This is a genomic window from Bartonella sp. MR90HLJMH (genome assembly GCF_042194115.1).
Lineage (GTDB): Bacteria > Pseudomonadota > Alphaproteobacteria > Rhizobiales > Rhizobiaceae > Bartonella > Bartonella grahamii.
Genome location: NZ_JBHIMM010000005.1, coordinates 114,926 through 141,608 on the forward strand (window position 1 = coordinate 114,926; position 26,683 = coordinate 141,608).

The following is a 26,683-nucleotide window of genomic DNA, read 5'->3' on the forward strand; positions in this document are numbered from 1 at the left end:
AAAATACCTCAGGTAAATCGAGTTTTATAAAAATTTACCTTTAAGATATAATAGTTTCCATTGGCAAAAAAAAAATTTTGCTCTATTACCCCTTTTTGTATGATGCTATACGGTAATTCATTGTCAGTATTATAACAAAAAATCATTGCAACAAAATATTATAAAAATTGTATTATGAAAAATTAGGCCAATATTATCATGGTTTCCTTGCCACAAGATCGTATGAGACAGCTTGAAAAGCGCTTTGAAATAATTGAAAGCCAAATGACGACTAATCAAAATGCTGAAACATATGTCAAATTAGCTTCTGAATATGCAGAACTACAACCCGTTATTGCCTCTATACGCGCATTAAATGCTCTTTACAAAGAGATTACAGAATTAGAAACAATTATCAATGATAAACAAACAGACGTAGAGATGCGTAATCTTGCCCAAGAAGAGCTACCATTGTTATATAAAAAAGTAGAGCAATTTGAAAAAGAACTCCAGATTCTGCTTTTGCCTAAAGATGTTGCTGATGAAAAAAACGCTATTGTTGAAATTCGAGCAGGAACGGGTGGATCAGAAGCAGCACTTTTTTCCGGTGATCTTTTCCGTATGTATGAACGTTATGCCCATGCTCACCATTGGACAGTAGAAGTTATTTCACTCAGTGAGGGAGAAGTTGGCGGATATAAAGAGATTATTGCTACTATCTCAGGAAAAGGTGTCTTTTCTAAATTGAAATATGAATCAGGGGTTCACCGTGTGCAACGCATCCCCGAAACAGAAACCGGTGGACGTATCCATACATCTGCTGCTACCGTTGCAGTCCTTCCGGAGGCTGAAGAAATTGATATTGATATTCGCCCTGAAGATATTCGTATTGACACAATGCGTGCATCTGGAGCAGGAGGACAGCATGTTAATACAACGGATTCAGCTGTTCGTATCACGCATATTCCAACAGGAATTATGGTCGTACAAGCAGAAAAATCACAACATCAAAACCGAGCACGAGCCCTTCAAATTTTACGGGCACGCTTATTCGATATCGAACGACAAAAAGCGGAAAGTGAACGTTCAGCTTCTCGTAAAAGCCAAGTTGGTTCTGGTGATCGTTCAGAACGTATTCGTACCTATAATTTTCCACAAGGACGTGTCACGGATCATCGTATTAATCTAACCTTGTATAAGCTTGATCGCATTCTAGAGGGAGATCTTGATGAGCTTCTTCATGCACTCATCTCAGATCATCAAACAACACTGCTTATGGAAATGGATAATAATTGAGCGAATATTCTTTCAAGAATGTCATCCAACGAATGCAAGAAAAATTGCGCACGAAAGGAATTGCTGAAGCCGATCTCGATGCGAAAATACTCGTTGAATGGATAACAGGAATAAATGCTGCTGAAAGAATTTCTAAACCAGATATGCATCTGTCTTCTGAGCATATTATACAAATAGAACAGGCTCTACAACGGCGTATTGCAGGAGAACCTGTCTACCGTATTATAGGAGCACGAGAATTTTATGGTATATCTTTTGCATTGTCTCAAGAGACGTTAGAACCTCGTCCTGATACAGAAACGCTAATAGATCTTGTTCTCCCTTTTCTCCAAAAACAGGTCGAAAATTCGAGAAGAACAAGATTCCTTGATATGGGAACAGGAAGTGGCGCCATTGCCATTACACTCCTTAAACAAATTCCCCAATCCTATGCGGTGGCAGTCGATATTTCTGAAGATGCCCTTAAAACAGCGAAAAAAAATGCAAAAAACGCTGAAGTAGCACACCGCTTCACACCTCTTCTTAGCGACTGGTTTGATGCGGTCGCAGATCGCTTTGATTTCATTGTTTCCAATCCACCTTATATTCCCGCACAAGATATCGAAAAACTTGCAAAAGAAGTGCGCTTACATGACCCATTACGCGCCCTGATAGGAGGGGAAGATGGACTTGATTTTTATCGAAAACTCGCCCATGAAGCAGCCAACTACTTAAAAGAAAACGGCTATGTCGCTGTTGAAATTGGTTACTCTCAAGAAAATGAAGTCTGTAATTTATTTGAAAAAAATGGTTTTCAATGTTTAGAAGTGCGTAAAGATCTAAGTGGAATACCCCGCGCACTTCTATTTGCATGCAAACATTAAAATTCCCAATCATCATCCGTGGTAGCAACCGCCTTGCCAATGACATAAGAAGAACCTGCCCCTGAAAAAAAGTCATGATTTTCATCAGAGTTTGGTGATAAAGCTGCCAAAATAGCGGGATTAACACGACAAACCTCAGGGGGAAAAAGAGCTTCAAAACCTAAATTCATTAAAGCCTTGTTAGCATTATAATGAAGAAAAATTTTAACATCTTCTGTCAATCCAAGTGCATCATAAAGATCTTCAGTATATTTGCACTCGATATTATAAAGATCAAAGAGCAGGTTAAAAGCAAAATCTTTAATTTCTTTCTTTTTGGCTTCATCAAGCTTTGCAAAGCCCAATTGGAATTTATAACCTATATAATAACCATGGACTGCTTCATCACGAATGATTAATCGAATGAGATCTGCTGTATTGGTCAACTTAGCGCGACTGGCCCAATACATGGGCAAATAAAAACCAGAATAAAATAAAAAGCTTTCCAGCAAAGTCGAAGCAATTTTTTTCTTAAGTGGATCATTTGCTTCATAACGCTCAAGTACTAATCTAGCCTTTTTCTGCAAATGAATATTTTCTTCTGACCATCTAAACGCATCATCAACTTCTACCGTCGAACAAAGGGTTGAAAAAATAGAGGAATAAGAACGTGCATGAACCGCTTCCATGAAAGCAATATTCGTCAACACTGCCTCCTCATGCTCTGTTATTGCATCAGCCAGAAGCGAAATGGCTCCAACAGTATTTTGAATTGTATCTAAAAGCGTTAGTCCTGTAAAAACACGAATTGTTAATTTACGTTCTTCATCTGTTAAGCTTGACCATGAGGGAATATCATTGGAAAGTGGAACCTTCTCAGGTAACCAAAAGTTCCCAGTTAAGCGGTTCCATACTTCAAGATCTTTCTCATCATGTAATCTATTCCAATTAACAGCGCACACAACAGGATTTTTGGTTGTAATCTTTGTCATATGATGATCTCCTATAAACTGCACGAAACACAGCCATCAACTTCTGTTCCACTTAATGCTACTTGCCGTAATCGTACATAGTAAATACTCTTTATACCCTTTTTCCAGGCATAAATTTGTGCGCGGTTAATATCACGTGTGGTAGCGGTATCAGGAAAAAATAATGTCAATGAAAGACCTTGATCAACATGCTGTGTTGCTGCAGCATAGGTATCTATAATTTTTTCAGGACCAATCTCATAAGCATCTTGGTAAAAATTCAAATTCGTATTATCCATATAAGGAGCGGGATAATAAACGCGTCCAATTTTTCCTTCTTTGCGAATTTCAATTTTTGAAGCAATTGGATGAATAGAAGAAGTGGCATGATTAATATAGGAAATAGATCCCGTAGGTGGAACTGCCTGCAAATTACGGTTATAAAGCCCATACTCAATGACTAATTTTTTGAGTTCCTGCCAATCCTTTTGATCTGGGATAACAATATTGTTCCGTGCAAAAAGCTCTTGCACAAGCGCAAATTGCGGTTTCCATTCTTTTTCAATATATTTTTCGAAAAAACGTCCATCTGCATAAGCTGATTTTTCAAACCCTGCAAACATTTCTTGACGTTCACGTGCAATCAAATTGGAAGCCCGTATGGCGTGATATGTCACAATATAAAAATAGATATTGGTAAAATCTATCGCTTCTGGAGATCCATAATAGATCTGTTCACGCGCTAGAAACCCGTGCAAATTCATTTGTCCCAAACCAATCGCATGACTTTCAGCATTGCCTTTCGCAATGGAAGGCACACAGGCAATATTGCTCATATCCGAAACCGCAGTAAGGGCACGAACAGCAGATTCCACGGTCTGTCCGAAATCAGGACTTTCCATTGCTTTGGCAATATTCATGGATCCAAGATTACAGGATATATCACTTCCAATCGTGCGATAAGTTAAATCTGTCTCCAGTTCACTTGCCTCACTCACCTGCAAAATTTCTGAACATAAATTGCTCATACTTATGCGCCCAGCTATTGGGTTCGATCGATTAGCAGTATCCTCAAATAAAATATAGGGATAACCCGACTCAAATTGAATTTCCGCTAATGTCTGGAAAAAAACGCGTGCACTTATTTTCTTTTTACGAATCTTTGCATTATCAACAAAAGAACGATAATGCTCCGTTAAAGAAATATCGCTAAAGGGCTTACCTGTCACACGCTCGATATCATAAGATGAGAAGAGATACATATCCTCATTATTCCGTGCAAGCTCAAAAGTAATATCAGGAATAACGACACCAAGCGAAAGCGTTTTGATTCTAACTTTTTCATCAGCATTTTCACGCTTTGTATCCAAAAACTTCATAATATCTAAATGGTGAGCATGCAAATAAACAGCTCCAGCCCCCTGTCTTGCCCCAAGCTGATTGGCGTAAGAAAAAGAATCTTCCAAGAGTTTCATCACCGGTAAGACTCCTGAGGACTGATTTTCTATTTGCTTAATTGGTGCCCCAGCTTCCCGCAAATTCGTTAAACAAAGCGCCACACCTCCACCACGTTTTGAAAGCTGCAAAGCCGAATTAACCGAACGACCTATCGATTCCATATTATCTTCAACACGTAGCAAAAAACACGAAACCAATTCACCACGTTGTTTTTTCCCAGCATTTAAAAATGTCGGTGTTGCCGGCTGAAAACGTCCTGTAATAATTTCATCCACAAAACTTTCAGCAAGAGCTTTATTCCCTTGTGCCAAATATAAAGCTACAAGACAAACACGATCTTCATAACGTTCAAGATAACGTTTCCCATCAAAAGTCTTTAATGTATAGCTGGTATAGTACTTAAATGCGCCTAAAAAGGTAGGAAAACGAAACTTAAATGCATAAGCACGTTTAAAAAGCTTTTTAATAAAAGAAAAATCATAAAGCCCAAATAAAGCTTTTTCATAATAACCTTCTTCTATTAAGTAGTCTATTTTTTCCTTCAGGTTATGAAAAAAAACTGTATTTTGATTAACATGCTGAAGAAAATATTGCCGTGCGGCAAGCCTATCCATATCAAATTGAATATGACCATTTTCATCATAAAGATTAAGCATTGCATTCAGCGCATGATAATCAGTAATCTGATCCGATTTCTGCGATTGCCCTATACCAATTGTTTCCAAAATCTTTCCAATCCCTTTTTTACATAAATAACGTCTTCATCAGTTCCACGCAGCTCAAAACGATAAAGGCAAGGTACACAACATTTTTCAGCAATGATTTTACTTGCTAAATTATAATAACAACCAAAATTACGATTCCCACCACCAATGACACCACGAATTAATTTTCGGTTCTCAGCTTCATTAAGAAAATGGATAACGGCTTTCGGCACTGCTCCTCTTCCTTCACCATCTGCATATGTAGGAACAACCAGTACATAAGGTTCACCAACCAATGCAGAAGGCTTTCTTTTATCAATTTTGAAGAGTCGTTGACCAAGTTGCGAGACAAAATGTTCTGTATTACCCGTTGCACTCGAATAATAAACAATAAGCCCCATTAAGCACAAAGACCTCTAATCATATCTGGTCTAAAACCAGACCAATGATTTTCACCACAAACAACGACAGGAACCTGACGATACCCCAGAGATTGAACAAAATTGTATGCTTGTTCATCACAAGAAATATCAACAACACGATAATGAATGCCTTTTGCATCAAAAGCGCGGCGTGTAGCATCACATTGGACACAAGATGGTTTGCTATAAATAGTGATCGACATTTTCTTCAACTTTCACAATTCCAAACAATCAACCCTAAAAGGTCAATCTAATAATTTTATAAGTACTCAAGAATAACAAAAAACAGAAATTGTACGCAAAACATGTGGTTACTTTCAAATAGTACACAGCTTCTTGAACATAACAGAATTCCTCATCAAATAACTTCAAAGACTATGATGAGAATAAGCGATTATTCTATAACTTAAATGGCAAAGCCCCCCAGTTATAAAACAATCTTTTGCTTGCATTACAATTCCCTCCTGCTGTCTAAAAACTAACGTTCTAAACTACCGTTTTTCAAGAGCTCTGTTTTACTCTTTTACGGCAAAAATCAATTACAAAAACGAAAGGAATCCTTCCAAAAGAGATCCTTCAGCAAAAACACTGCTATGCCCTTGGTCAATAAACTCTTTACAATAATGGAAATAACTTAGATACCAAACGAAACACACTAACACCCTCTCTTGTGCTTATTTAGAATCACCAATCATTTTGATACTATATATAGTATATACTCTCTCTCTTTCGTCAAGGTGAATTCAATTATTATTTTTAATTTTCCACGATCTTCACACTAAAATTTTCAGTCCTCAAAACTATGTAATAATATAACATTTTATTGACAAACGTTATATTATTACATAGTTTTCAAAATAATAAGCAACGATGGTAAAAAATATGGATCTGCACTTCAATAAGACAACATTAGGCTATGGAAATAGAATAGCAATAAAGAACTTTTCAGCAAAGTTAAAAGCTGGTTCATTGGTCGCAATAACAGGCGATAATGGCGCTGGAAAATCGACACTGCTAAAAGCCATCGCCGGATTGATTAAACCTCTTAAGGGAAAAATTACAAAACCAAAAAAAAGCCGTATTGCTTATCTTTCTCAGCAATGTGATGTAGATCAAACATTTCCAATTGATGTGAAAACGCTTGTAAAAACAGGACTGTGGTCTTTTTGTGGATTATGGAAAAGCCAGCGCCTTTATGATTCTAAGATTCAAAATGCGCTTGAAACGGTTGGGCTTACAGAACTAGCACCCCGTTCGCTTGAAACATTATCAGGCGGGCAATTACAACGCGCTCTTTTTGCACGTATCATTGTGCAAGATGCCAATATTATTTTGCTTGATGAACCTTTCAATGGTGTAGATCATAATACCCAAAAAGACCTTCTTACACTGATCACATACTGGCAACAGCAAGGACGCACAGTTCTCGCAGCACTCCATAACCCTCTCATCGTGCAAGAATTTTTCCCCCAAATGATTCAAATTAATCAACAAAACGCCTTTTATGGAAAAACAACACAGTTTTTTAACAACACTATTCATCACGTTATGCCACCTCTCACATCCAATTCTTTTCCTATTAGCGCACAAAAACAAAATCTTCCCATCAATGATCCTCTCTTTCTTAGGTTATAAGACGTGTATGCATTTTTTCTTGCCCCCTTTGTTGATTTCCAATTTATGCAAAACGCCCTTATCGGTTCTATTTTCCTGTCTATTAGCGCTTGTCCTGTTGGTGTATTTTTGATGCTCCGTGGAATGAGCTTGATAGGAGATGCTATCTCTCATGCCATTCTTCCTGGTGTTGCAACTGCTTTTCTGATTTGTGGCTTTTCCCTCATATCTATGACACTTGGTGGCATCTTCGCTGGTATTATTGTTGCTTTAGCAACCATTTTAATTTCACGAAATAGCTTTCAGAAAGAAGATGCATCCATGACCGTCTTTTATCTTATTGCACTCGCGGCAGGTGTCATTATTATCTCACTAAAAGACTCAACAATTGAGCTGCTTCATCTCTTATTCGGATCGGTTCTTGCACTTGATGCACAAGCCCTTTGGTTAATCACTATTATAATGCTGATTACACTATGCAGCCTTTGTATTTTTTGGCGTGCACTTGTTTTAGAAAGCTTTGACCCCCTCTTTTTTAAATCACTCTCTCCGTTGAGTAAATATATTCATATTTCATTGCTTGGACTTGTGGTGTTGAATCTGGTTGGAGGCTTTCAATCACTAGGAACATTACTTTCCGTTGGCATTATGATGATTCCAGCTATTACAGCCCGTTTTTGGTTTTCACGGCTAGGCCCTATTTGCGCGCTTTCCACTCTTTTTGGAATCATTTCTAGCGTATGTGGTCTCCTGCTTTCTTTTCATCTTTCTCTTCCCTCCGGCCCTGCTATCATCATTGCCGCAGGATTTATTTATCTTTTTTCCTGCTTGATAAGTCCACGTGGCTTTATTGTAACATGGTTTCCCCACCTCTTTTATACCTCCTCACTTTAAGGAAAAAATGTGCCTAAGTTTACTCAAAAATTTGTTCTTCTTGGAGCTTTATTGCTTTCCCTTTCTCCATTTTCTGCTTCTGCAAACAATAAAATCAAAGTTGTTGCGAGCTTTTCTATTCTCGCAGATCTCGTAAAAAATGTAGGAGACAACCATATCTCTATGACCACTTTTGTAGGTCCCAATGCGAATACCCACACTTATGAACCTACCCCCCATGATGCTCAAGCTCTTAGAAATGCTCAAATTATTTTCATCAACGGACTTCATTTAGAAGGATTCATTGATCGCCTCATTACAGCAAGCGGTACAAAAGCACTTCTTGTCAAAGTTAGCGCTAACATTCCCTCCCTCAAAATGAAAAATCAAGAACATAATGCCCATCACCACCATAGCGTTATTGATCCACACGCTTGGCAAACAATTCCCAATGTCAAAATCTATGTGAAGAATATCGCTGCTGCTTTTTGTAAAATCGATCCACAATCCTGCACCAGCTACAAAAAAAATGCCGAAACCTACATCCAAAAACTTAAAATAGCACAAGATACCCTGAAAACAAAAATTGCTACCATCCCTAAAGATAAACGTATCATTATCACATCTCATAACGCCTTTGGCTATTTTGCCAAAGAATATGGTTTTACTATCCTTGCTCCCCAAAATGCTTCAACAGAAGCTGAAGCAACCGCAGCCGATGTTGCTAAACTTATCAAACAAATTAAGGCGAATAAAGCAGCTGCACTATTCGTTGAAAATATCTCTAATCCTCGGCTCATAAAACAGATTGCAAAAGAAACAGGTTTAAAAATTGGTGGGACTCTTTATTCTGATGCATTGTCAAATAAAAATGGCCCTGCAGCAACTTATCTCGATATGATGGAACATAATGTGAATACCATCATTGATGCCATCACAAAACATTAAGATTTTCTACAAAAGAGATAAAAAAGCGTTCATAAAATCGTAAGTCTATGATTATATTACTAATGATACCCAACATCTATAATTGATAATATTGATATAAAATAAAGTTACTTTTACAGAGAAATTTATACTCAATAGATGCTAAGATAGATAAAGTAAGTGGATTTATTGCCTCATGATGCCCAGATCGTCAGCGGCATCATTCTATTTTCCAACGCTTCTTTTACAATAACTCTCGACACTTGAAACGATTCATAAGAAGCATTTGGGGTCTCTTTCTTAAAGTATTTTTATCTACCCAACTCCATTTATAACATACAAGTAGAATGAGTGTATGAATAAAAACCACTTGAAGAAAAAATGCCTCTTATAGGATCTCTGAAACCATTTAAGATCATATAGTCAGCAGTAAAATAGAATATGCCTATTCTCGTACAGACTATTTAGAACAGCGTCGTATTTTTTGGATCAAATAGACTTCTTATGTTAGGGATCAAAGCTACGATATGGGGCGCATCCCCTCTCATCTGTGAATTATTGTTTCCCTCTATTTCTCTCATTTACTTTTTATAAGTTACATAAATTATTACATCAAGAAACACATGATAATATATTGTTTTTTATGAGCAAAATATGGTTAATCAATGGTTATTTTATATTGATATTTTTTTATAGTGAAAATGATTTTATTATGTTTGAGATTTGAAAATAATATTCTTCTCACAGACCGTGAAAATGCATATTTTCTTCATATAAATGTTTTGACATTCTCAGCGCCATGGGACAATGGATCATTACCAAAACTTTTAAAATTTTGTTTTTAATCCCATCGGTTACAACCTGATTTTGTAAATGCAATCGAGAAAATCGAAACGCAACATAAAAGAAAGTCGTGTCACATCAATTAATGCTTACTTACTATTTGTACGCTTTCCAGTGTTTTTGTTAAAAGTATGAAAATTCTGATGAGCGACAGTGAAACTTAGTTTTTGCCCATAGTCGTGTGTCAAGCGTTCTTTTATTTCAATCGTAAAGATGATATTATTCCAACGCGTTAAAACATGGCAACCTGTTCCGATAGGCTTGATAAGCTCAATTTTTGTGTGAAAGACAGGTCCTTTATCTGGATGTTCGCCCAATAAGATTATTTCAGGTCTGAATGCTAAAAGATCAGTTTCTTCGCCATAAGAAAATGAATGCCCTAAATGTTGTTCTAAGACATGGCGATCAAGAAAATTCATAGGAGGAGAACCAATAAAATCAGCAACAAATGTTGTTGCTGGAGTGTCGTAAATTTCCATTGGTGTTCCAATTTGCTCGATAGCTCCTTTATTCAAAACGACTATTCTATCAGCTAATGTCATAGCTTCTAGTTGATCATGGGTAACATAGAGGCTGGTCGTTCCTAATGAACGCTGTAGTGTTTTTATTTCAATACACATTTGCGCCCGCAATTTTGCATCAAGATTTGAAAGAGGTTCATCAAAGAGAAAAACACGGGGTTGACGTACAATCACACGCCCCATTGCAACACGCTGACGTTGTCCTCCTGATAATTGTCGTGGCTTACGATCAAGAAATGATTCTATCTCCAAAAGTTTTGCAGCATGTGCGATGCGTTTTTTAATTTCTTCTTTAGGAGTTTTACGATTTTTAAGACCATATTCTAAGTTTCCACGAACTGTCATATGGGGATAAAGAGCATAATTTTGAAAAACCATAGCAATATCACGATCAGCTGGTTCACGATCATTGATACGTTCGTTATCAATACATAATTCACCTGAGGTAACTTGTTCAAGTCCTGCTATAATACGCAATAAGGTTGATTTTCCGCACCCTGAAGGACCGACAAGAACAAGAAGTTCTTTATCAGCAACAGTTAAGTTTAAATCATCAATGACCAGAATGCCGTTGTCATACCGTTTTTTTATATTTGATAACTGGATTATGGCCATAATTACTTCTCCGTTTCAATAAGGCCTTTGATAAAAAGCCGTTGCATGAAGATAACAACAAGAACAGGGGGAACCATGGCAACAACCGATACTGCCATGAGTATATTCCATTGAGGATCATGTTGAAGTGATTCGACAATAAGCTGTTTTAAAATAATAAGGATCGTTTGATGATTTTGATCCGTTGTGATGATAAGAGGCCAAAGATATTGTATCCATCCATAAATAAACATAATGATAAATAAAGCAGCGATATTGCTTTTACTAAGAGGAAGAAGAATATCCTTAAAAAATTTAACTGGACCTGCACCATCAACACGTGCCGCCTCTAAGAGTTCATCTGGAATAGTCAAAAAAAACTGGCGAAATAAAAATGTAGCGGTTGCAGATGCAATAAGTGGAATAATCATTCCACTATAGGTGTCGATCATCCCCAATTTCGCAACAACCTCATAGGTTGGAAGAATACGAACTTCGACAGGGAGCATCAATGTAACAAAAATAAGAACAAAAGCAGTTTTTCGGAAAGGAAAACGCATATAAACAATTGCATAAGCAGATAAAAGTGAAATAATAATTTTTCCAATACTAATCCCTAGAGCCATAATGAGTGAATTCATTAAGAGTGGCCAGAGGTTGGGAAGACCGAGTTGTGCAAGGCCATCACCAAAGATTGTTTTATAATTTTCCAAAGCATATTTCCCAGGTAAAAGAGGAAGTGTTCCCGAGTTGAATGCTGCTGAACTATGGGTTGATGCAATGATAGCAACGTAAACTGGAAAGCAAATAATGATAATGCCAATAATGAGAGTAATATGGGTTAGAAATTTCAAAATAGGGCGATTTTCAACCATAATTTACTTCCTAATATTGTACACGACGCTCAATCCAGCGAAACTGAATAAAGGTTAAGACAATAACCATCAACATCAATATTGTTGACTGTGCTGCTGATGCACCGATTATTTGATTTCTAAAGCCATCGTCATATACTTTATAGACGAGGATGCTCGTTGCACGCGCAGGACCTCCAGAAGTTGTATTATCAATAATACCAAAGGTATCAAACATAACATAATTGACATTGACAATAAGAAGGAAAAACGTCGTTGGTGAAATTTGCGGGAAGACTACAGTCCAAAATCGTTTAAAGGGACCAGCACCATCAATGGCGGCTGCTTCTATTTGAGAACGCGGAACAGACTGAAGACCTGTAAGAAAAAAGAGAAAATTGTAAGAAATTTGTTTCCAACTAGCCGCTATGACAATAAGAATCATTGCTTGAGTGCCATTAATACGATAATTCCATAGCACCCCTATTTTCTCGAGAAGAAAAGGGATAATTCCGATGGTGGGATGAAAGATAAACAGCCATAATATACCTGCCAATACTGGAGCAACAGCATAGGGCCAGAGCAAAAGCATTGTATAAGCCTTTTTTGCACGGATGACACGATCAACACAGACAGCTAAGAGAAGTGATATTGTCATTGAAGCGACAGTAACTGAGATGGAAAATACTGCGGTTGTAAGAAGTGATTGCAGATAAGTAGGATCAGAAAGAACGGTTAGATAATTTTCAAAACCAATAAAGGTTGTTGTAAAGCCAAAAGGGTCTTCACGCTCAAAAGATGATTTTATTGCTTGAGCAGCAGGCCAAAAGAAAAACAAAAAAGTCACAAGAAGCTGAGGGAAAAGCAGTCCGTAAGAAAGTAGACTATTTTTAAAATATGCATGTTTTTCTTGCATTCGTAGGGCTCTTTAAATGTAGAGACTTTAAAAAGATAAACAAAAAGAACTCAACTGTTTTTGTTGAGTCTTTAATGTTTAACAATAAAACGAGATTAATGATTAGATTTTTCAAATTCACGCAAGAGTTTATTTCCACGTTCAACGGTCTCATCTAAACCATCTTTCGGTGTTTTTGAACCACTAAGAACAGCTTCCAACTCTTGATCAAGAATGGCACGGATTTGTGGTAAATTACCAAATCTTATCCCTTTCGAGTTAACTGTTGGTGGATTAAGATTAATCTGTTTGATAGCTATATCCGCACCTGGCGTTTTTTCATAGAAATGTTGTTTTTTGCTCAATTCATAAGTCGCTTTTGTGGTTGGAAGATAACCTGTTTCCTGATGCCATTTTGCTTGGTTTTCTGTTTTTGAAAGAAATTTAAGAAAAGCGGCTGCCCCTGCATATTCCTTTGGGGTATGTCCCTTAAACGCCCAAATAGAAGCTCCCCCAATAACTGAATTTTGTGGTGTTCCTTCTGCATCCTTATAATACGGTAGCATACCAACTCCCACATCAAACTGAGCTTCCGAAACAATTCCAGCACGTGATCCTGAAGATTGCATAAAAATTGCACAATTTTGTGCCATAAACATTGGTGTTGAATCTAATGCACCTGCTGGACCACCATAACGGAAAATACCTTGATCAGACCACTTTTTCAGGTCAGTCCACATACGCACTTGTAAAGGTCCATTAAATGTAAGTTCTGAATCAAGTCCTTTAAAGCCATTTTCCTTCGTTCCAAAAGGAACATTATGCAACGCTGAAAAATTTTCTATACCAATCCATTGAGCAGCATAAGCCATCGTAAAACCGCAAGTTGCCGCTTTAGTCTCAAGAATTTTTTTGGAAAAGTCTTCTATATCTTGCCACGTTTTAGGAGGCTGTTCCGGATCAAGCCCTGCTTTTTTAAAGATATCTTTGTTATAATAAAGAATGGGAGTTGAAATATTAAATGGCATAGAGATGATACGTCCCTGTTCATCGGAGTAATAACCACTAATAGCAGGGAAATAATCTGTAGGATCAAATTCTTGTTTTGTATCAGCCATAAGTTGATAAAATGGATAGATTGCGCCTTTTGCAGCCATCATAGTTCCAGTACCAACGTCATAAATTTGGGCAAGCACTGGTTGTTTCTTTCCACGAAATGCTGCAATGAGTGAAATCAACCCCTCTTCATATTCGCCGCGAAATGAAGGAACAACTTTATACTCTGATTGACTTGCATTAAAATCGTTAATGAGACTTTCAGTTTGCTTTCCTAATTCACCACTCATAGAATGCCAAAAGCTGATTTTTGTCTGCGCAAAACTTGCTGTTATTCCCGCTGTAGACATTATGATAGCAACCGTGGCCGCTATGGAAAGATAAAAACGACTCATGGCTCACCCTTTCTGAAGTGATGGAATACAAACTACCCCTAAATTTATAGTATTACACATGAACATGCTATGACAGTTTTATTTCAGAAATATATTCTCTCATTTAAACAGGAACCACCAAAAGGTCAAATGAATTTGTTTAAATTTATTCGTTTTCTTTTATAAGCTTTCTTATGTATTAACGAGATACGCGTTTGTAACTATCTGAAAAAAGTGAGATGGCTTAAATAAGCAAAGTCAATTGGTAAAAAGATATAGATCGTAAATGTCATTCAATGACTATTCTAATATCTGGATTTACTTTTTTTAAAAAGAATTATTTATTCTTTTGCTATTTGTCTTATAACTTTCGGCTTATAACTTTAACACGATGTTGCTACTGAATTTAACGAAGAGACAAATAGAATTTTTCTTAAAACTACGAAAATCATTTTGAAACGCTTAATAGTTCCTTTCCTGTAGTGAGATCACGCTCCTCACGCAAAACAAAATGACATTGTATTACCAATTTCCATGCTGTTAAAAAATCTTTCAATACATCTACATTTCATGATAGCTCCTATAAAATAAGCCATAAAGCCTCTCCACTAAATTATATAAGACTTTTTGTATGCCATCATATGAGCCCCTAATGCTTCAACAAGTCTTGCATTTGAAATACGTTAAATAAATATTTTTATTCTTTTCTCAATAATTTTTTATCCACACACCAACCCTGCTTGTAATGTGTAAACGAATGATTTTGATTGATTCATTGTAAAAAGATTTGAAATAAGAAAATCTTACGTATTAAGATCTCTTATTCATATGAATAAACCATTAATTATCATTATAAATCAATGTATTATTGTTATATATTAGATAATTTTTCTTCTTTCATTACGCTAGCTTTATGAGGATATATAGTTCCCTTTGTATTGATGTATTTTTACCTTTGTGCACGCAATTGCAATGCGAGATCGGGTTGATCTGTCGTAATATAATGTACAGGCATGTCAAGCCAATGTGATAACCGAGCTTTTCCATTAATTGTCCATACCCCTACAGTAAAACCAGCCTCAAGAGCTGATTCAATAAAGTCCTGTGAAACAATGGAGCCATCTAAACTTAGATCAGAATAACCTAATTGCTTCCATACAGAAAAATGACGGTACATATCACCTTCAAGATTATCAACACATGGACCAGATGGTATTCCTGCTTCAATAAAAGGACGAAGGATCAAAGGATCAAAACTAATTGCAGAAACCCGTTCTGATAAATTTCGGCTTTTTATTAGCGCAAGCGCTTTTTGGGATAATATTGTTTCACGCTCCACTTCACCACATGTCTTGATTTCAAGATGCAATGCAATATTCGTTGGTGCTAAAAGATCAAGCACCTCTTCTAATAAGGGAGGTGCTTCTTGGCTTCCTTTTACGCAGAGTTGTTTGCGTGTTTCATTATCAATGTCGTGAATATACCCCTTTTTTCCAACCAATTGGTCTAGACGGAAGTCGTGAAAGACAACCACTTCACCGCTTTTCAGCAAATGAACGTCGCATTCAACTTCATCAACACCTAACGCTATAGCATTATTAAATGCCGAAAGAGTATTTTCAGGATAAAGATGAGCTCCGCCACGGTGTGCAACAATTTTTTTCTCAGACATGCAAAATTCCACACTTCTCAATTTTAAACGATATTAGCGTACAGATTGCCAGATAAAGGCTTATCCTTCATTTTAATTATTCCCATTCAATAGTACTAGGAGGCTTTGAGGTTACATCATATACAACACGATTAATCCCTCTAACTTCGTTAATAATACGTGCTGCCGTCTTACCTAAAAACGCCATATCATAGGGATAAAAATCAGCAGTCATTCCATCTACAGATGTGACGGCACGAAGAGCACAAACAAATTCATAAGTGCGACCATCCCCCATCACGCCAACAGTTTGAACAGGAAGAAGAACAGCAAAAGCTTGCCAAATTTCGTCATAAAGACCGGCTTTACGGATTTCCTCAAGATAAATAGCATCTGCTTCACGTAAAATTTCTAATTTTTCACGGGTCACAGTACCTGGACAGCGAATTGCAAGACCTGGACCTGGAAAAGGATGGCGACCAATAAACTGCTCTGGTAATCCTAACTCTCGCCCTAGCAAGCGAACCTCATCCTTAAAGAGCTCACGCAACGGTTCTACAAGTTGCATATTCATCTGTTCTGGCAGCCCACCCACATTATGATGGCTTTTAATGGTTACCGTTTTACCAATAGCAGACACACTCTCAATAACATCTGGATAAAGTGTTCCTTGTGCTAAGAACTCTGCACCTCCTATTTTTTTAGTTTCTTCTTCAAAAACTTCAATAAAAAGGCGACCAATCGTTTTGCGCTTTTTTTCTGGATCTGTCTCACCCTCTAAAGCATTAAGAAATATATCGGCAGCATTAACGTGAATAAGCTCTATATTATAATGATCACGAAAGAGCGTGAGAACTTCTTCAGCTTCATTCTTGCGCATCAGCCCATGGTCTACCAAAATGCATGTCAGTTGATCTCCTATGGCTTCATGAAGGAGTACCGCTACAACAGATGAATCCACCCCCCCTGAAAGACCACAAATCACACGACTTTTCCCAACTTTTTGTCGTATCGTAGCAATTGCCTGCTCACGATAAGAAGCCATTGACCAACCACCTTTAATAGCAGAGATTTTATGAATAAAGTTTTGCAAAAGTTTTGTACCATCTGGTGTATGGATAACTTCAGGATGAAACTGTACTGCATAAAAATGTCTTTTTTCATCAGCAATAGCCGCATAGGGAGCTCCGTTTGAGGTCCCTATGACACGAAAACCTTCTGGTAAAGCTGCCACACGGTCACCATGGCTCATCCATACTTGATAACGAGAACCTTTTTCCCACACTCCATCAAAAAGAGCACTCTCTTCTTGCACTTCCAAAAAAGCACGCCCAAATTCACGCTCATGTCCAGCTTCAACCTTTCCTCCAAGCTGAACACACATGACTTGTTCACCATAGCAAATACCCAGAATCGGAATACCCGCCTCAAAAATTTCCATTGGAGCACGCGGAGAGCCCTCATCAATAACGGAATAAGGACTCCCTGATAAAATAATAGCTTTAGGATTTATGCGGCGCACAGCTTCTAAAGCCAATTGAAAAGGAGCAATTTCACAATATACCCCCATTGCTCGTACCCGTCGTGCAATAAGTTGTGTAACTTGTGAACCAAAGTCAATAATAAGAACCGTGTCTGGATGTGATATGCTCATAGAAAACCAATCAACAATTGTAAAAGAAAACTCATGCGAGTTATGATTCAATCTTTCTTTTTTCACAAGCCTATTTTCTTAAGAAAAAGATTATTCTCGTAAAATTTATGATAAAAAATGCAAAAATATGGATCAATGTTTTTTTTGCAACACAGATAAAAAGAACCCATCTGTTTGTGTTGTGGCCGTCGACAAAGTAAGTCCATAATTTGAAAAAACTGGTTGCACAGGAGAAAAACTAAAATGTTTCTGCCAAAGCGCTGGCATATCTATTGGAGCAAAATGAGAATGTTGTTGAAGGAAACGGGAAATTTGTTCCTCATTTTCATCTGTAAAGAGAGAACAGGTAATATAGACTAGGCGCCCATTTGGCTTAAGATAAGCTATCGCTTCATTCAAAATAGATCTCTGTTCTGTTTGGCGTTGTTTCACCTGTTCTAATGTTAAACGCCATTTCGCATCTGGACGACGACGCCATGTTCCTGTCCCACTACATGGTGCATCTAGTAGAACTCTATCCATCTGACCTGTTAATGGTTTTAATTCTTCTCTTTGCACTCGTATTTGTACATTACGAACACCAGCGCGTCGAAGACGATCAAAAATAGGAGCCAAACGAGCTTTGTCTGAATCATAAGCATAAATTTGCCCACGATTGTTCATATCGGAAGCTAAAGCTAATGTTTTACCCCCAGCACCTGCGCAATAATCTAATACCTGCATGCTTTCTCGCGCTTCCACAAGGTGAGCAACAATTTGAGATCCTAAATCCTGTATTTCAAAGTGTCCTTTTTGAAAAGCTGGTTCCACTTGAACATTAGGATGACGGTTAAACTTTTCAATCGGTGCAATTCTCAAAGCTTGCTCAAACCATGGCAAAGATTTAAGTTTGGTTTTTGCTAATTCTTTCAACACCTTTTCTGGTGTTGCCTTTAAGTTATTTACCCGTAGGTCTAAAGAAGGACGCGTTGCTAACGCAGCCGCTTCAGTGATCCAATTATCACCAAATAAAGGACGCAGATGCGCTTGACACCATTGCGGAATATCACCACGAATATAGTCTGGAGCATCCACTAATTGCTGACCTTGCCACGATTTACGCTGTTTAGCTCCTAATAACTGCGGCGCAAACCGATCTTCTGCTAACTCACCGTCAATTTGCTCCAGCGTCATTTTTCCAGAATCTAATAAGGCACCAAAAACGATATCTCGGATATCATCACTCTCCATACGCCATTGTAAAGAATAGCGTCGTCTTAAAACATCATAAACGATTGTGCCAATAGCTGCGCGATCACCTGCTCCAGCAAAGCGATGAGAAAGCCCCCAATCCTTTAAAGCTTCTCCTACTGGGCGATGCTTCATTTCTATCTCTTTGAGAACATCTATTGCTGCTTGCAAACGCCCACCTAATCGCATTCATTTCTCCCATTAAAATAATAAAATCTTAAATCATCTAAAAAAATAATATTATCTTCTTCTTGCCAATAAAACCTTCTCAAAACCATTAAAATGATCTGATCATACTTTTTATAAGATCCAATATTAGAGTATCTAGATTTTTCCTTTCATCTTCTGCCCATTCACTTTTTATCCCTCTACCTCTTATACTAAAAGATACGCAGCCATCCATAAAGAACTTATTTCCGCCATGCATTACGAAAAAACAAACTCCTTAATTATTGCGTAAAATAAAATTTACGAGGATTATCTGAATAACAGAAAAAATCAAATATCTCCCATCTTTTTAGGGCTATCCATCTGAAAAAATAGAAAAAATCTTCTCATAAAATTAAACACGTCCATCTTACGTTCACCAAAAAATTAACTTTTTAGAAAATGCTTGGAACCACTATTTGGCATGACCGTTTTTACTCTACTGGCAACTGCCAGACAATTTAAAAGGAGAAAATAATGACTTATAATAATGGAAAAACAACTTCATCTAAAAGCCGTCATAACACAATGCCCTCAAACAACGGAAAGAAATCCGTCCAAAGTGATCAGACAAACACTCGCCAACGTGCGTCAAAGACAGGACGGAAGACTACAAAAAGTTAATTCTAATTTTATATAACTTATTTCATATAGTCTTAACAGAAAGAATTAGAGTTTTGACCTCTAATTCTTTCCTTTTTGGGATTATTACACCAAATCACAAACAGAAAAAAGCGCAGTCTCTCTTTCTTGTTCTCGGAAGATTTTATATTTATGCGATATGACATTATGCTCTTATATCTTTAAATATCTTTAAACTGGCCCACGATAGTTTGGACTCTCCCGTGTGATAGAAACATCATGCGTATGACTTTCATGGAGTCCCGCATTCGTAATACGTACAAACATTGCTTTTTCACGAAACTCTACGAGATCTTTTGCTCCAACATACCCCATTGAAGCACGAAGTCCACCAGCAAGCTGATGTAGAACTGATGCTATAGGCCCTTTATAAGCCACCTGCCCCTCCACACCTTCAGGAACCAACTTAAGTTCATCACGAACATCATCTTGAAAATAGCGATCTGCCGATCCTCGTGCCATAGCACCAACAGATCCCATACCACGATAGGCTTTAAAAGATCGACCTTGATAAAGATAAACTTCACCAGGACTTTCTTCTGTACCTGCTAAAAGAGATCCAATCATCGCTGCACAAGCCCCACCAGCTAAAGCTTTAGCAAAATCACCTGATGCTTTGATTCCACCATCTGCAATAATGGGAATGCCCGCTTTTTCAGCAACTTCTGCGGCATTCATAATGGCTGCAAGTTGAGGAACACCGACACCAGCAACTATACGCGTTGTGCAAATAGAGCCAGGACCAATACCAACTTTTACCGCATCTGCACCACTGTCAATCAATGCCTGCGTTGCTTGAGCGGTTGCTACGTTCCCAGCAATAACAGCTGGAGAGGAAGCCATCTTTTTAATTCGTTCAACAGTTTCTAGCACATGTTGAGAATGTCCATGCGCTGTATCAATGACCAACACATCAACACCCGCGTCTATGAGGCGTTCAGCACGCTCAATCCCTCCATTCCCAACACTACTGGCCGCTGCAGCACGCAAGCGCCCTTGAGAATCTTTAGCAGCATTTGGATTTAATTTTGCTTTTTCAATATCCTTAACTGTTATCAGTCCGACACAACGATTTTGTTCATCCACAACTAATAATTTTTCAATACGATGATGATGTAAAAGATATTTTGCTTCATTAAGTTGGACATTTTCACGCACTGTGATCAAATTTTCATGCGTCATTAATTCATAAATTTTTTGTTTTGGATCTGATGCGAAACGGACATCTCTATTGGTCAAAATGCCAACAAGTCGTCCCGCTGTCTCACCTTTAACACTATTTTCAACAACCGGAATACCTGAAATGCCATGAGAGCGCATCAAAGATTTCGCTTCTTCAAGTGTTGCATCTGGTCCAATTGTGACTGGATTAACAACCATACCAGATTCAAACTTTTTTACTTGGCGGACTTCTTCTGCCTGTTCTGCAGGAGACATATTACGATGAATAACCCCAAGACCTCCAGCTTGAGCCATAGCAATTGCCAAACGCGATTCTGTTACCGTATCCATTGCAGCAGAAAGCAATGGCAAATTGAGCTTAATATCCGCTGCAATGCGCGTACTGAGATCCACTTGACTAGGCATAACAAGAGAATGACCGGGCTGTAAAAGTACATCATCAAAAGTCAGTGCCAATGCACCTGTCCCCGTTTCAACAATCTTTGCCATAGCAAAATTCCTTTTATAATAAAACACCGCAAGGAGCTTTAAAATACAACTGCGGTTCTCATACATGGTAGATTGGCAAAAAATTATGCCATGCTACAAACAAAATGAAAAGAAAAATAAATATTTTTTTTGGTTTATAAAAATTTACAATTGTGATTCAATAGGTAACCAACTTATTATTTTTGCAAATGCGCGACGCCAAAAACTGCTTTCTGGCTCATGGTCAATGCTATATTTTTTTTCATTTTCAATAAAATCCCAATAAATACGATTATTATTACCAAGACGCAGATGATAGCTCATTTCCCCTGTGGTTTCTTCAGAAAACAACAAATCTAATCTTGCTGTAATGGGAGCACATTCAAAAAGAATGCCCATTTCTGTATTTAATGATGCTGATCTTGGATCAAAATTTAAAGATCCAATAAAAGCTGTTTTACGATCAATTAAAAAAGCTTTGGCATGTAAACTTGCCTTACTCGATCGAAACAACCGTAACCCATGGGTGTTGCCCTCCGCTTTTAATTCATAAAGCTTAACACCACTTTTCAACAACGCCTTACGATACGATACATAACCACCATGCACCAATGCTACATCAGTAGCTGCTAAAGAATTCGTCAGAATTTTGACATCAACACCCTTTGAAACCAAATTACTAAAATTCTGCGTTCCAACCTTACCAGGAACAAAATAAGGTGACGTAATCTGAACCGTTTTTTGGGCATTTCCAATAACCTTTGAAAGTGCCTTCATAAGCCAATTGCTTGCTTTTTTACGCAATGCTTTTTCTGGAGGGTCAGAAAGAACAACAACTTTGTCTGCTAAAAATAACCGCCTTCCTGTTTGAATAAAACAATCAAAATTAATGTGCTCTTTGACATAATCTAAATAAACCTTTGCAACCTTGGAATCCCGAAATTTTTGTAATTTATCCTTCCAATAGCTAAGATCACTTGCGCTTTTAGGAACAACCAAAGTATGAATTGGCAAAACAACAGCACTATTCCAAAAATCATCAAAAATACTTTCCACCTTTTTAACAGAAGGTCCGATTAACATCAAATCTAAATCTCGAAAATGGGATTCTTCACCAGCATCAAAATAAGAATCTGCAAGATTACGTCCTCCTACAAAAGCGATTCTACCATCAACAATAAAAGCTTTATTATGCATTCTACGTGTAACAGTAATCGCCCGTAATATAATCTCTAAACCACGACGTAATCCACCTTTACGCGATCGTCCTGGATTAAACACTCTCACCTCGATATGAGGATGTTTATCTAGCGCAATATAAGCTGGATCACGTGCTTGAGCATTAATATCATCCAAAAGAAGCCGTACCCGAACACCCCGATCCGCTGCCTTAACTATTTCACTTAATAATAGACGCCCTGTTAAATCATCATCCCAAATATAATACATCAGATCAAGGCTACGCCCAGCCTCTGCAGCTCCTATTGCACGAACACAAAACGCATCCAAATTGCTGATAATGAGGGAAAGGGCATCTTTATCAATCCCCAATCCATTTTCTTCCTCAGCTAATTGACTAATGATACGATCAAGCTTAGTTTCATCTTTCTGAATAGGTAGCGCATAAGAACATTGCCCCCTAGCATTTTTCATAAAACGCCCATAGGTGTAGATTGCCAACATAGATGCAATAAAAAAAAAGAGGACAAAACCAATAACAATATGTAAAAGAGTCAAAGAGGACAAACTTTCTATTTTAAGCTATCGCATCATCAGTAATGCAAACGATAATACTAATCACTTTATCTTAACCGTGTAGCAGATAAAATGCCACCTCTTGCTTAAGAGAGTATAAATTTAATATTAATGATACAAAAATTTTAGCGGTAGTATTTAAAAGTTTTTAAAAATGCTTCTCTGCTTTAATAAATGTAAACTCAACTAAAATTGTATAAACTGAAACAGACGATTAAAATAGTCACATAAAATTTATATTTGATTTAAATCTACAAAATCATCCTCTATAGATAAATTTTACAATAAATGATTGTTTTCTTAAGCCCCCCCACGGACTTTATCAAAATCCACTCTATTTTTTTGAAACTCATACTTGTCATGAAGAGAGATTTGTTATGAATTTTACTTTCTTTCTTGATTTCTTATTGCTCGCAATTCTTCCATTTTTCTATAAAGTGTAGAGCGACCAATATGAAGGCGGCGCGCAATCTCACTCATATGTCCTTTATAATGTTTAACCGCTTTCTCGATAATATCATGTTCCATCTCTGCAAAAGTACGCACATGCCCATCAGTATTCAAAAATTTTATAGATTCTTGTTCATTATCTTCTTGCATATTATCCTCAATGATATTGGGAACATTCATTAATGGATTTCCCATTAATTGCGGAAAATCTCGAACAGTTAATAACGGTCCTTCACTGAGTAAAATCGCACGAAATAAAAAGTTTTCAAGCTCATTTTTATTACCAGGCCAATCATACTGCATAAGCAAGGAAAGAGCAGATCCTGCTAAACCATGGACATGTGACCGCCCTGTTTCGGTGATAATACGATCAATCAAACGTTGTGTGATCTCTGGAAAATCATCCCTTAATTCTCGTAAAGCAGGGACGCTAATAGACAAGTGAGAAAATTGTTCAAACAAACTATGCAAAAAAAAGTTCTCTTTAACCAAATCCTTTAAACGCGATGTTGAAATCGCAATGATCCGAAAAGGGAAAAAATCTCCTTTTGTATCCCTTTCCCTTTCTTTAAGGTAATGAGCAAACCGTTTTTGCTGTATGGGCTCAAGTCGATCAATATCACAAAGGCAAAGTGTCCCTTTTTCAAGAGAAGAAACCAATGGTAGGAATTCTTTAAACCACTGCTGATTTTCTTCTTCTGGATCAACGATGGCTGAACATTGAAAGCGAATAAAAACACCTTCCGAGAATAATCCCTCATGATGAATAATCCGAGCTAATGTCTCACGTCCTGTTCCAACTTCCCCCTCTATCAAAAGATTCTGTAAAGAAGTTGCTGCTTGTCTCGATTGTTCTAACACTACCTGCATAGCTCTACTTTTTATGCAAAGATCAGAAAACCGTAAATGATTCTCTTTTTTTCGCCGAATATCTCGAACTTCATGCTCCAAGGCAGAAATAAGAGCAAGAATATCCAAAGTAACCCTTACGCGTAATAATGTTACTGGGTGGATCCAATAATCAATAGCTCCAGCTGTTAAAGCCTTCTGGAGTAAATTCTGATTCTCTTGTTGTGCTATAACGACAATAGGAACAGAAACACCAGCAACTCTAATCATTTTAATCAAATCGCTCACACTCAAATCACTCATAACGACATCAAGGAGTGCAAGCACAATGTTTTTACGCCTGTGTAAAAGATCAATCGTACGGAGACCATTTTCTGCTTCAATGACACGATAACCAAAACCTCGCAGCATAGCAGAAAGTTCTATACGTCTTCCATAATCTTCACTCGCAACAAGAATGGGACCAACCATAATGTCAATAATCTCCTTTGAGACTACTCAGCAGCTTAATATAAAAATTGTTGTAAACCATAAGAAATATTTCACCTCTTGTGTTTCACTTACGAACTTCATCAAGCTATTAATTAAATACAACATTAAGGCATTTTTTTCCATTTTTTTGCTTTTTCATTGATTTTCATCAAATTTTTCATATTGACTCATGGAGTAATTTAATAATGTTATAAAAACTAGAGAGCAAAATAATCTAAATAGAGTGCAATAAATGAAACATACCTATCATATTTTATGTCTTACAACTACCACCTTGCTGTTAAGTGCCTGTAGCTTTTCGCAATATTATAACTCAAATATGCCAACTGGAATTGATGGAAAATGGGTTGATGAGAATGGTATTATTTCTTCTTTCCACAATGGTGTTTTTGAAACGCGTGCAGCAGATACAGAAGAAAAACTATCAGAAGGGGCATATAATTATCTCAATGCCCAAAATATAGAAATTGAAATACGCTCTATTCTCCGTGGAACAATTTCTAGAGTCAATTGTACAATGTCATATGACGCCACACAACTTCTCTGCACCTCACATACAGGAGCACAGTTTTTCCTTAAGCGGAAATCTTAAACAACGTACAAGGGAAGCCTCTCTTAAGAACAGAGGGGGCACATACATTAAGCAGGAGGCGATCCTTTCTCCTCCTGATAGAAAATCCTCTCTAAAATACGCAAAGAGACTAATATAATCTTTATCCTGAAAATTTTCTAAACAGCGTAAAATAACCATTTTCTTCCACAGAATATCAGTAAAGTCACCTCACAATAAAACTGTGACTTTGTATCATTCAATCTATTTTAACCTAAAATAACATTTTATTTGATAGGGAAACTTTAATCTAGGCAGCGCCAATGCGCAAAAGATCATGAAAATGAACAATTCCTATCGGTTTTTTATCTTCAACCACGAAAAATGCACCAATATGATGATCATTAATGAAAGCTGTTGCTGCACCAACAAGTGTATTTGGTTTTACAACTTTAGGAGCCTTGGTCATCACCTCGTCAACATTAAATTTTGATAAATTAAAATGCATGTTACGTGCAAGATCGCCATCGGTTACAATTCCGATTAGTTCGCCTTCTTGATTCACAACACCAACACAACCAAAATGCTTTTCCACCAAAACATTCATCGCTTCAATCATAGATGTTCCCTGCATAACCAAAGGAATATTATCACCCTCGTGCATAATATCACACACGTATTTAAGGCTTGCACCAAGAGAACCACCAGGATGATATATTTTGAAATCCGTTGCGGTAAAACCACGCATTTCTAAAAGAGAAACCGCTAATGCATCTCCCATTGCCAATTGCATAATTGTTGAAGTGGTAGGAGCAAGCCCATGGGGGCAAGCCTCTTCTATCTTTGGTAACAATAAAACAATATCAGCTTGTCGTCCTAATACAGAGCACTCACTTGATGTCATCGCAAGAAGGGGGATACGAAAACGCGCCGCATAACTGATAATACCACTTAACTCTTGAGTTTCACCAGACCATGATAAAGCAAGAATAACATCATCAGATCCAATCATACCAAGATCACCATGATTGGCTTCTGCAGCGTGAACAAAAAAGGCAGGCGTTCCAGTTGAGGCTAGGGTTGCTGCAATTTTTGTCCCTATATGACCACTTTTCCCAAGACCAGTAATTACCACATGTCCACGAGCATTTCTAATAGTTTGAACAGCCGCTTCAAAAGAAGAAGAAAGACTTCCCAGAAGAGCTTTTTCAAGGACTTCAAGCCCCTGCTTTTCACTGGCAAGTGTTTTAAGCGCTGATGCAACAGCACCTTGCAAAGCCATATGAGGAGACGGTGTTATCATAATCAAATTCGATCAATAAAATTAAAT

General features: G+C 37.4%; 22 protein-coding genes. 7 read left to right on the plus strand and 15 right to left on the minus strand.

Annotated features, from left to right (window positions below):
* Positions 1–198: 198 nt before the first annotated feature.
* A complete protein-coding gene (prfA, locus tag ACFIJ9_RS04940) occupies positions 199–1,275 on the plus strand; it encodes a peptide chain release factor 1 (RefSeq protein WP_375636002.1) in 1,077 nt (358 codons plus the stop codon).
* Positions 1,272–2,138, plus strand: a complete 867-nt coding sequence (gene prmC, locus ACFIJ9_RS04945; protein ID WP_375636003.1) for a peptide chain release factor N(5)-glutamine methyltransferase — start codon at positions 1,272–1,274, stop codon at positions 2,136–2,138. The genes prfA and prmC overlap by 4 nt, the downstream gene beginning before the upstream one ends.
* On the opposite strand, the gene nrdF is transcribed toward prmC, so the two are convergent.
* Genes nrdF through nrdH form a run of 4 tightly spaced genes read right to left on the minus strand, consistent with a single transcriptional unit; the run spans position 2,135 to position 5,875 of the window.
* Positions 2,135–3,109 carry a class 1b ribonucleoside-diphosphate reductase subunit beta gene (gene nrdF, locus ACFIJ9_RS04950; RefSeq protein WP_012754609.1) on the minus strand — a complete coding sequence of 325 codons (975 nt, stop codon included), beginning with the start codon at positions 3,107–3,109 and terminating at the stop codon, positions 2,135–2,137. The genes prmC and nrdF overlap by 4 nt on opposite strands.
* Positions 3,110–3,120: 11 nt before the next feature.
* Entirely contained in the window at positions 3,121–5,271 is a 2,151-nt protein-coding gene (gene nrdE, locus ACFIJ9_RS04955; RefSeq protein WP_375636004.1) for a class 1b ribonucleoside-diphosphate reductase subunit alpha, read from the minus strand.
* On the minus strand, positions 5,253–5,651 hold the full coding sequence (nrdI, locus tag ACFIJ9_RS04960) for a class Ib ribonucleoside-diphosphate reductase assembly flavoprotein NrdI (RefSeq protein ID WP_375636005.1): 399 nt from the start codon (positions 5,649–5,651) through the stop codon (positions 5,253–5,255). Before nrdI ends, nrdE begins: the two co-directional genes overlap by 19 nt.
* Complete coding sequence (nrdH, locus tag ACFIJ9_RS04965) at positions 5,651–5,875, minus strand: glutaredoxin-like protein NrdH (protein ID WP_375636006.1); 225 nt, start codon at positions 5,873–5,875, stop codon at positions 5,651–5,653. Before nrdH ends, nrdI begins: the two co-directional genes overlap by 1 nt.
* A gap of 679 nt (positions 5,876–6,554) precedes the next feature.
* On the opposite strand from nrdH, the gene ACFIJ9_RS04970 reads away from it, so the two are divergent.
* The 3 genes from ACFIJ9_RS04970 to ACFIJ9_RS04980 are packed head-to-tail and all read left to right on the plus strand — an operon-like array spanning position 6,555 to position 9,107.
* Positions 6,555–7,307, plus strand: a complete 753-nt coding sequence (locus ACFIJ9_RS04970; RefSeq protein WP_375636007.1) for an ABC transporter ATP-binding protein — start codon at positions 6,555–6,557, stop codon at positions 7,305–7,307.
* 3 nt (positions 7,308–7,310) lie between these two features.
* Complete coding sequence (locus tag ACFIJ9_RS04975; RefSeq protein ID WP_375636008.1) at positions 7,311–8,180, plus strand: metal ABC transporter permease; 870 nt, start codon at positions 7,311–7,313, stop codon at positions 8,178–8,180.
* A gap of 9 nt (positions 8,181–8,189) precedes the next feature.
* Positions 8,190–9,107, plus strand: coding sequence for a metal ABC transporter solute-binding protein, Zn/Mn family (locus ACFIJ9_RS04980; RefSeq protein ID WP_375636009.1), 918 nt, complete (start codon positions 8,190–8,192; stop codon positions 9,105–9,107).
* A 911-nt stretch (positions 9,108–10,018) separates the two neighbouring features.
* On the opposite strand, the gene ACFIJ9_RS04985 is transcribed toward ACFIJ9_RS04980, so the two are convergent.
* The 7 genes from ACFIJ9_RS04985 to ACFIJ9_RS05015 all read right to left on the minus strand — a co-directional run bounded on the left by ACFIJ9_RS04985 (position 10,019) and on the right by ACFIJ9_RS05015 (position 18,947).
* On the minus strand, positions 10,019–11,065 hold the full coding sequence (locus ACFIJ9_RS04985) for a sn-glycerol-3-phosphate import ATP-binding protein UgpC (protein WP_375636010.1): 1,047 nt from the start codon (positions 11,063–11,065) through the stop codon (positions 10,019–10,021).
* A gap of 2 nt (positions 11,066–11,067) precedes the next feature.
* The gene (ugpE, locus tag ACFIJ9_RS04990; protein ID WP_375636011.1) at positions 11,068–11,919 is read right to left on the minus strand and encodes a sn-glycerol-3-phosphate ABC transporter permease UgpE; all 852 of its coding nucleotides are present in this window, start codon (positions 11,917–11,919) and stop codon (positions 11,068–11,070) included.
* A gap of 10 nt (positions 11,920–11,929) precedes the next feature.
* On the minus strand, positions 11,930–12,814 hold the full coding sequence (gene ugpA, locus ACFIJ9_RS04995) for a sn-glycerol-3-phosphate ABC transporter permease UgpA (protein WP_012754601.1): 885 nt from the start codon (positions 12,812–12,814) through the stop codon (positions 11,930–11,932).
* A 95-nt stretch (positions 12,815–12,909) separates the two neighbouring features.
* Positions 12,910–14,244 (minus strand): sn-glycerol-3-phosphate ABC transporter substrate-binding protein UgpB, encoded by a 1,335-nt coding sequence (gene ugpB / locus ACFIJ9_RS05000; protein ID WP_375636012.1) that lies wholly within the window; start codon positions 14,242–14,244, stop codon positions 12,910–12,912.
* A gap of 928 nt (positions 14,245–15,172) precedes the next feature.
* Positions 15,173–15,895, minus strand: coding sequence for a glycerophosphodiester phosphodiesterase (locus ACFIJ9_RS05005; protein WP_375636013.1), 723 nt, complete (start codon positions 15,893–15,895; stop codon positions 15,173–15,175).
* Between the two features lie 76 nt (positions 15,896–15,971).
* Positions 15,972–17,528, minus strand: a complete 1,557-nt coding sequence (guaA, locus tag ACFIJ9_RS05010) for a glutamine-hydrolyzing GMP synthase (RefSeq protein ID WP_208438601.1) — start codon at positions 17,526–17,528, stop codon at positions 15,972–15,974.
* 132 nt (positions 17,529–17,660) lie between these two features.
* A complete protein-coding gene (locus ACFIJ9_RS05015) occupies positions 17,661–18,947 on the minus strand; it encodes an RsmB/NOP family class I SAM-dependent RNA methyltransferase (RefSeq protein WP_375636014.1) in 1,287 nt (428 codons plus the stop codon).
* Between the two features lie 495 nt (positions 18,948–19,442).
* Between ACFIJ9_RS05015 and ACFIJ9_RS05020 the strand changes: the two genes are divergently transcribed.
* Positions 19,443–19,589 carry a hypothetical protein gene (locus ACFIJ9_RS05020; protein WP_273722522.1) on the plus strand — a complete coding sequence of 49 codons (147 nt, stop codon included), beginning with the start codon at positions 19,443–19,445 and terminating at the stop codon, positions 19,587–19,589.
* Positions 19,590–19,778: 189 nt separating this feature from the next.
* On the opposite strand, the gene guaB is transcribed toward ACFIJ9_RS05020, so the two are convergent.
* From guaB to ACFIJ9_RS05035, 3 genes are all read right to left on the minus strand, one after another.
* Positions 19,779–21,278 carry an IMP dehydrogenase gene (gene guaB, locus ACFIJ9_RS05025; RefSeq protein ID WP_375636015.1) on the minus strand — a complete coding sequence of 500 codons (1,500 nt, stop codon included), beginning with the start codon at positions 21,276–21,278 and terminating at the stop codon, positions 19,779–19,781.
* 144 nt (positions 21,279–21,422) lie between these two features.
* A complete protein-coding gene (locus ACFIJ9_RS05030) occupies positions 21,423–22,994 on the minus strand; it encodes a phospholipase D family protein (RefSeq protein WP_375636016.1) in 1,572 nt (523 codons plus the stop codon).
* 402 nt (positions 22,995–23,396) lie between these two features.
* Positions 23,397–24,782, minus strand: a complete 1,386-nt coding sequence (locus ACFIJ9_RS05035; RefSeq protein ID WP_375636017.1) for a sigma-54-dependent transcriptional regulator — start codon at positions 24,780–24,782, stop codon at positions 23,397–23,399.
* Positions 24,783–25,035: 253 nt separating this feature from the next.
* Between ACFIJ9_RS05035 and ACFIJ9_RS05040 the strand changes: the two genes are divergently transcribed.
* Entirely contained in the window at positions 25,036–25,395 is a 360-nt protein-coding gene (locus ACFIJ9_RS05040; protein ID WP_375636018.1) for a hypothetical protein, read from the plus strand.
* A gap of 268 nt (positions 25,396–25,663) precedes the next feature.
* Here ACFIJ9_RS05040 and ACFIJ9_RS05045 read toward each other — a convergent pair whose 3' ends face one another.
* Positions 25,664–26,656, minus strand: coding sequence for an SIS domain-containing protein (locus ACFIJ9_RS05045; RefSeq protein WP_375636019.1), 993 nt, complete (start codon positions 26,654–26,656; stop codon positions 25,664–25,666).
* Positions 26,657–26,683 lie beyond the last annotated feature (27 nt).

What these genes read in the sequence shown, in the direction of transcription:
- prfA (WP_375636002.1), top strand. Translation starts at nt 199, where the DNA reads ATGGTTTCCTTGCCACAAGATCGTATGAGACAGCTTGAAAAGCGCTTT.
- nrdF (WP_012754609.1), bottom strand. Translation starts at nt 3,109, where the DNA reads ATGACAAAGATTACAACCAAAAATCCTGTTGTGTGCGCTGTTAATTGG.
- nrdI (WP_375636005.1), bottom strand. Translation starts at nt 5,651, where the DNA reads ATGGGGCTTATTGTTTATTATTCGAGTGCAACGGGTAATACAGAACAT.
- nrdH (WP_375636006.1), bottom strand. Translation starts at nt 5,875, where the DNA reads ATGTCGATCACTATTTATAGCAAACCATCTTGTGTCCAATGTGATGCT.
- ACFIJ9_RS04970 (WP_375636007.1), top strand. Translation starts at nt 6,555, where the DNA reads ATGGATCTGCACTTCAATAAGACAACATTAGGCTATGGAAATAGAATA.
- ACFIJ9_RS04985 (WP_375636010.1), bottom strand. Translation starts at nt 11,065, where the DNA reads ATGGCCATAATCCAGTTATCAAATATAAAAAAACGGTATGACAACGGC.
- ugpE (WP_375636011.1), bottom strand. Translation starts at nt 11,919, where the DNA reads ATGGTTGAAAATCGCCCTATTTTGAAATTTCTAACCCATATTACTCTC.
- ugpA (WP_012754601.1), bottom strand. Translation starts at nt 12,814, where the DNA reads ATGCAAGAAAAACATGCATATTTTAAAAATAGTCTACTTTCTTACGGA.
- ugpB (WP_375636012.1), bottom strand. Translation starts at nt 14,244, where the DNA reads ATGAGTCGTTTTTATCTTTCCATAGCGGCCACGGTTGCTATCATAATG.
- ACFIJ9_RS05005 (WP_375636013.1), bottom strand. Translation starts at nt 15,895, where the DNA reads ATGTCTGAGAAAAAAATTGTTGCACACCGTGGCGGAGCTCATCTTTAT.
- guaA (WP_208438601.1), bottom strand. Translation starts at nt 17,528, where the DNA reads ATGAGCATATCACATCCAGACACGGTTCTTATTATTGACTTTGGTTCA.
- ACFIJ9_RS05015 (WP_375636014.1), bottom strand. Translation starts at nt 18,947, where the DNA reads ATGCGATTAGGTGGGCGTTTGCAAGCAGCAATAGATGTTCTCAAAGAG.
- ACFIJ9_RS05020 (WP_273722522.1), top strand. Translation starts at nt 19,443, where the DNA reads ATGACTTATAATAATGGAAAAACAACTTCATCTAAAAGCCGTCATAAC.
- guaB (WP_375636015.1), bottom strand. Translation starts at nt 21,278, where the DNA reads ATGGCAAAGATTGTTGAAACGGGGACAGGTGCATTGGCACTGACTTTT.
- ACFIJ9_RS05035 (WP_375636017.1), bottom strand. Translation starts at nt 24,782, where the DNA reads ATGGTTGGTCCCATTCTTGTTGCGAGTGAAGATTATGGAAGACGTATA.
- ACFIJ9_RS05040 (WP_375636018.1), top strand. Translation starts at nt 25,036, where the DNA reads ATGAAACATACCTATCATATTTTATGTCTTACAACTACCACCTTGCTG.
- ACFIJ9_RS05045 (WP_375636019.1), bottom strand. Translation starts at nt 26,656, where the DNA reads ATGATAACACCGTCTCCTCATATGGCTTTGCAAGGTGCTGTTGCATCA.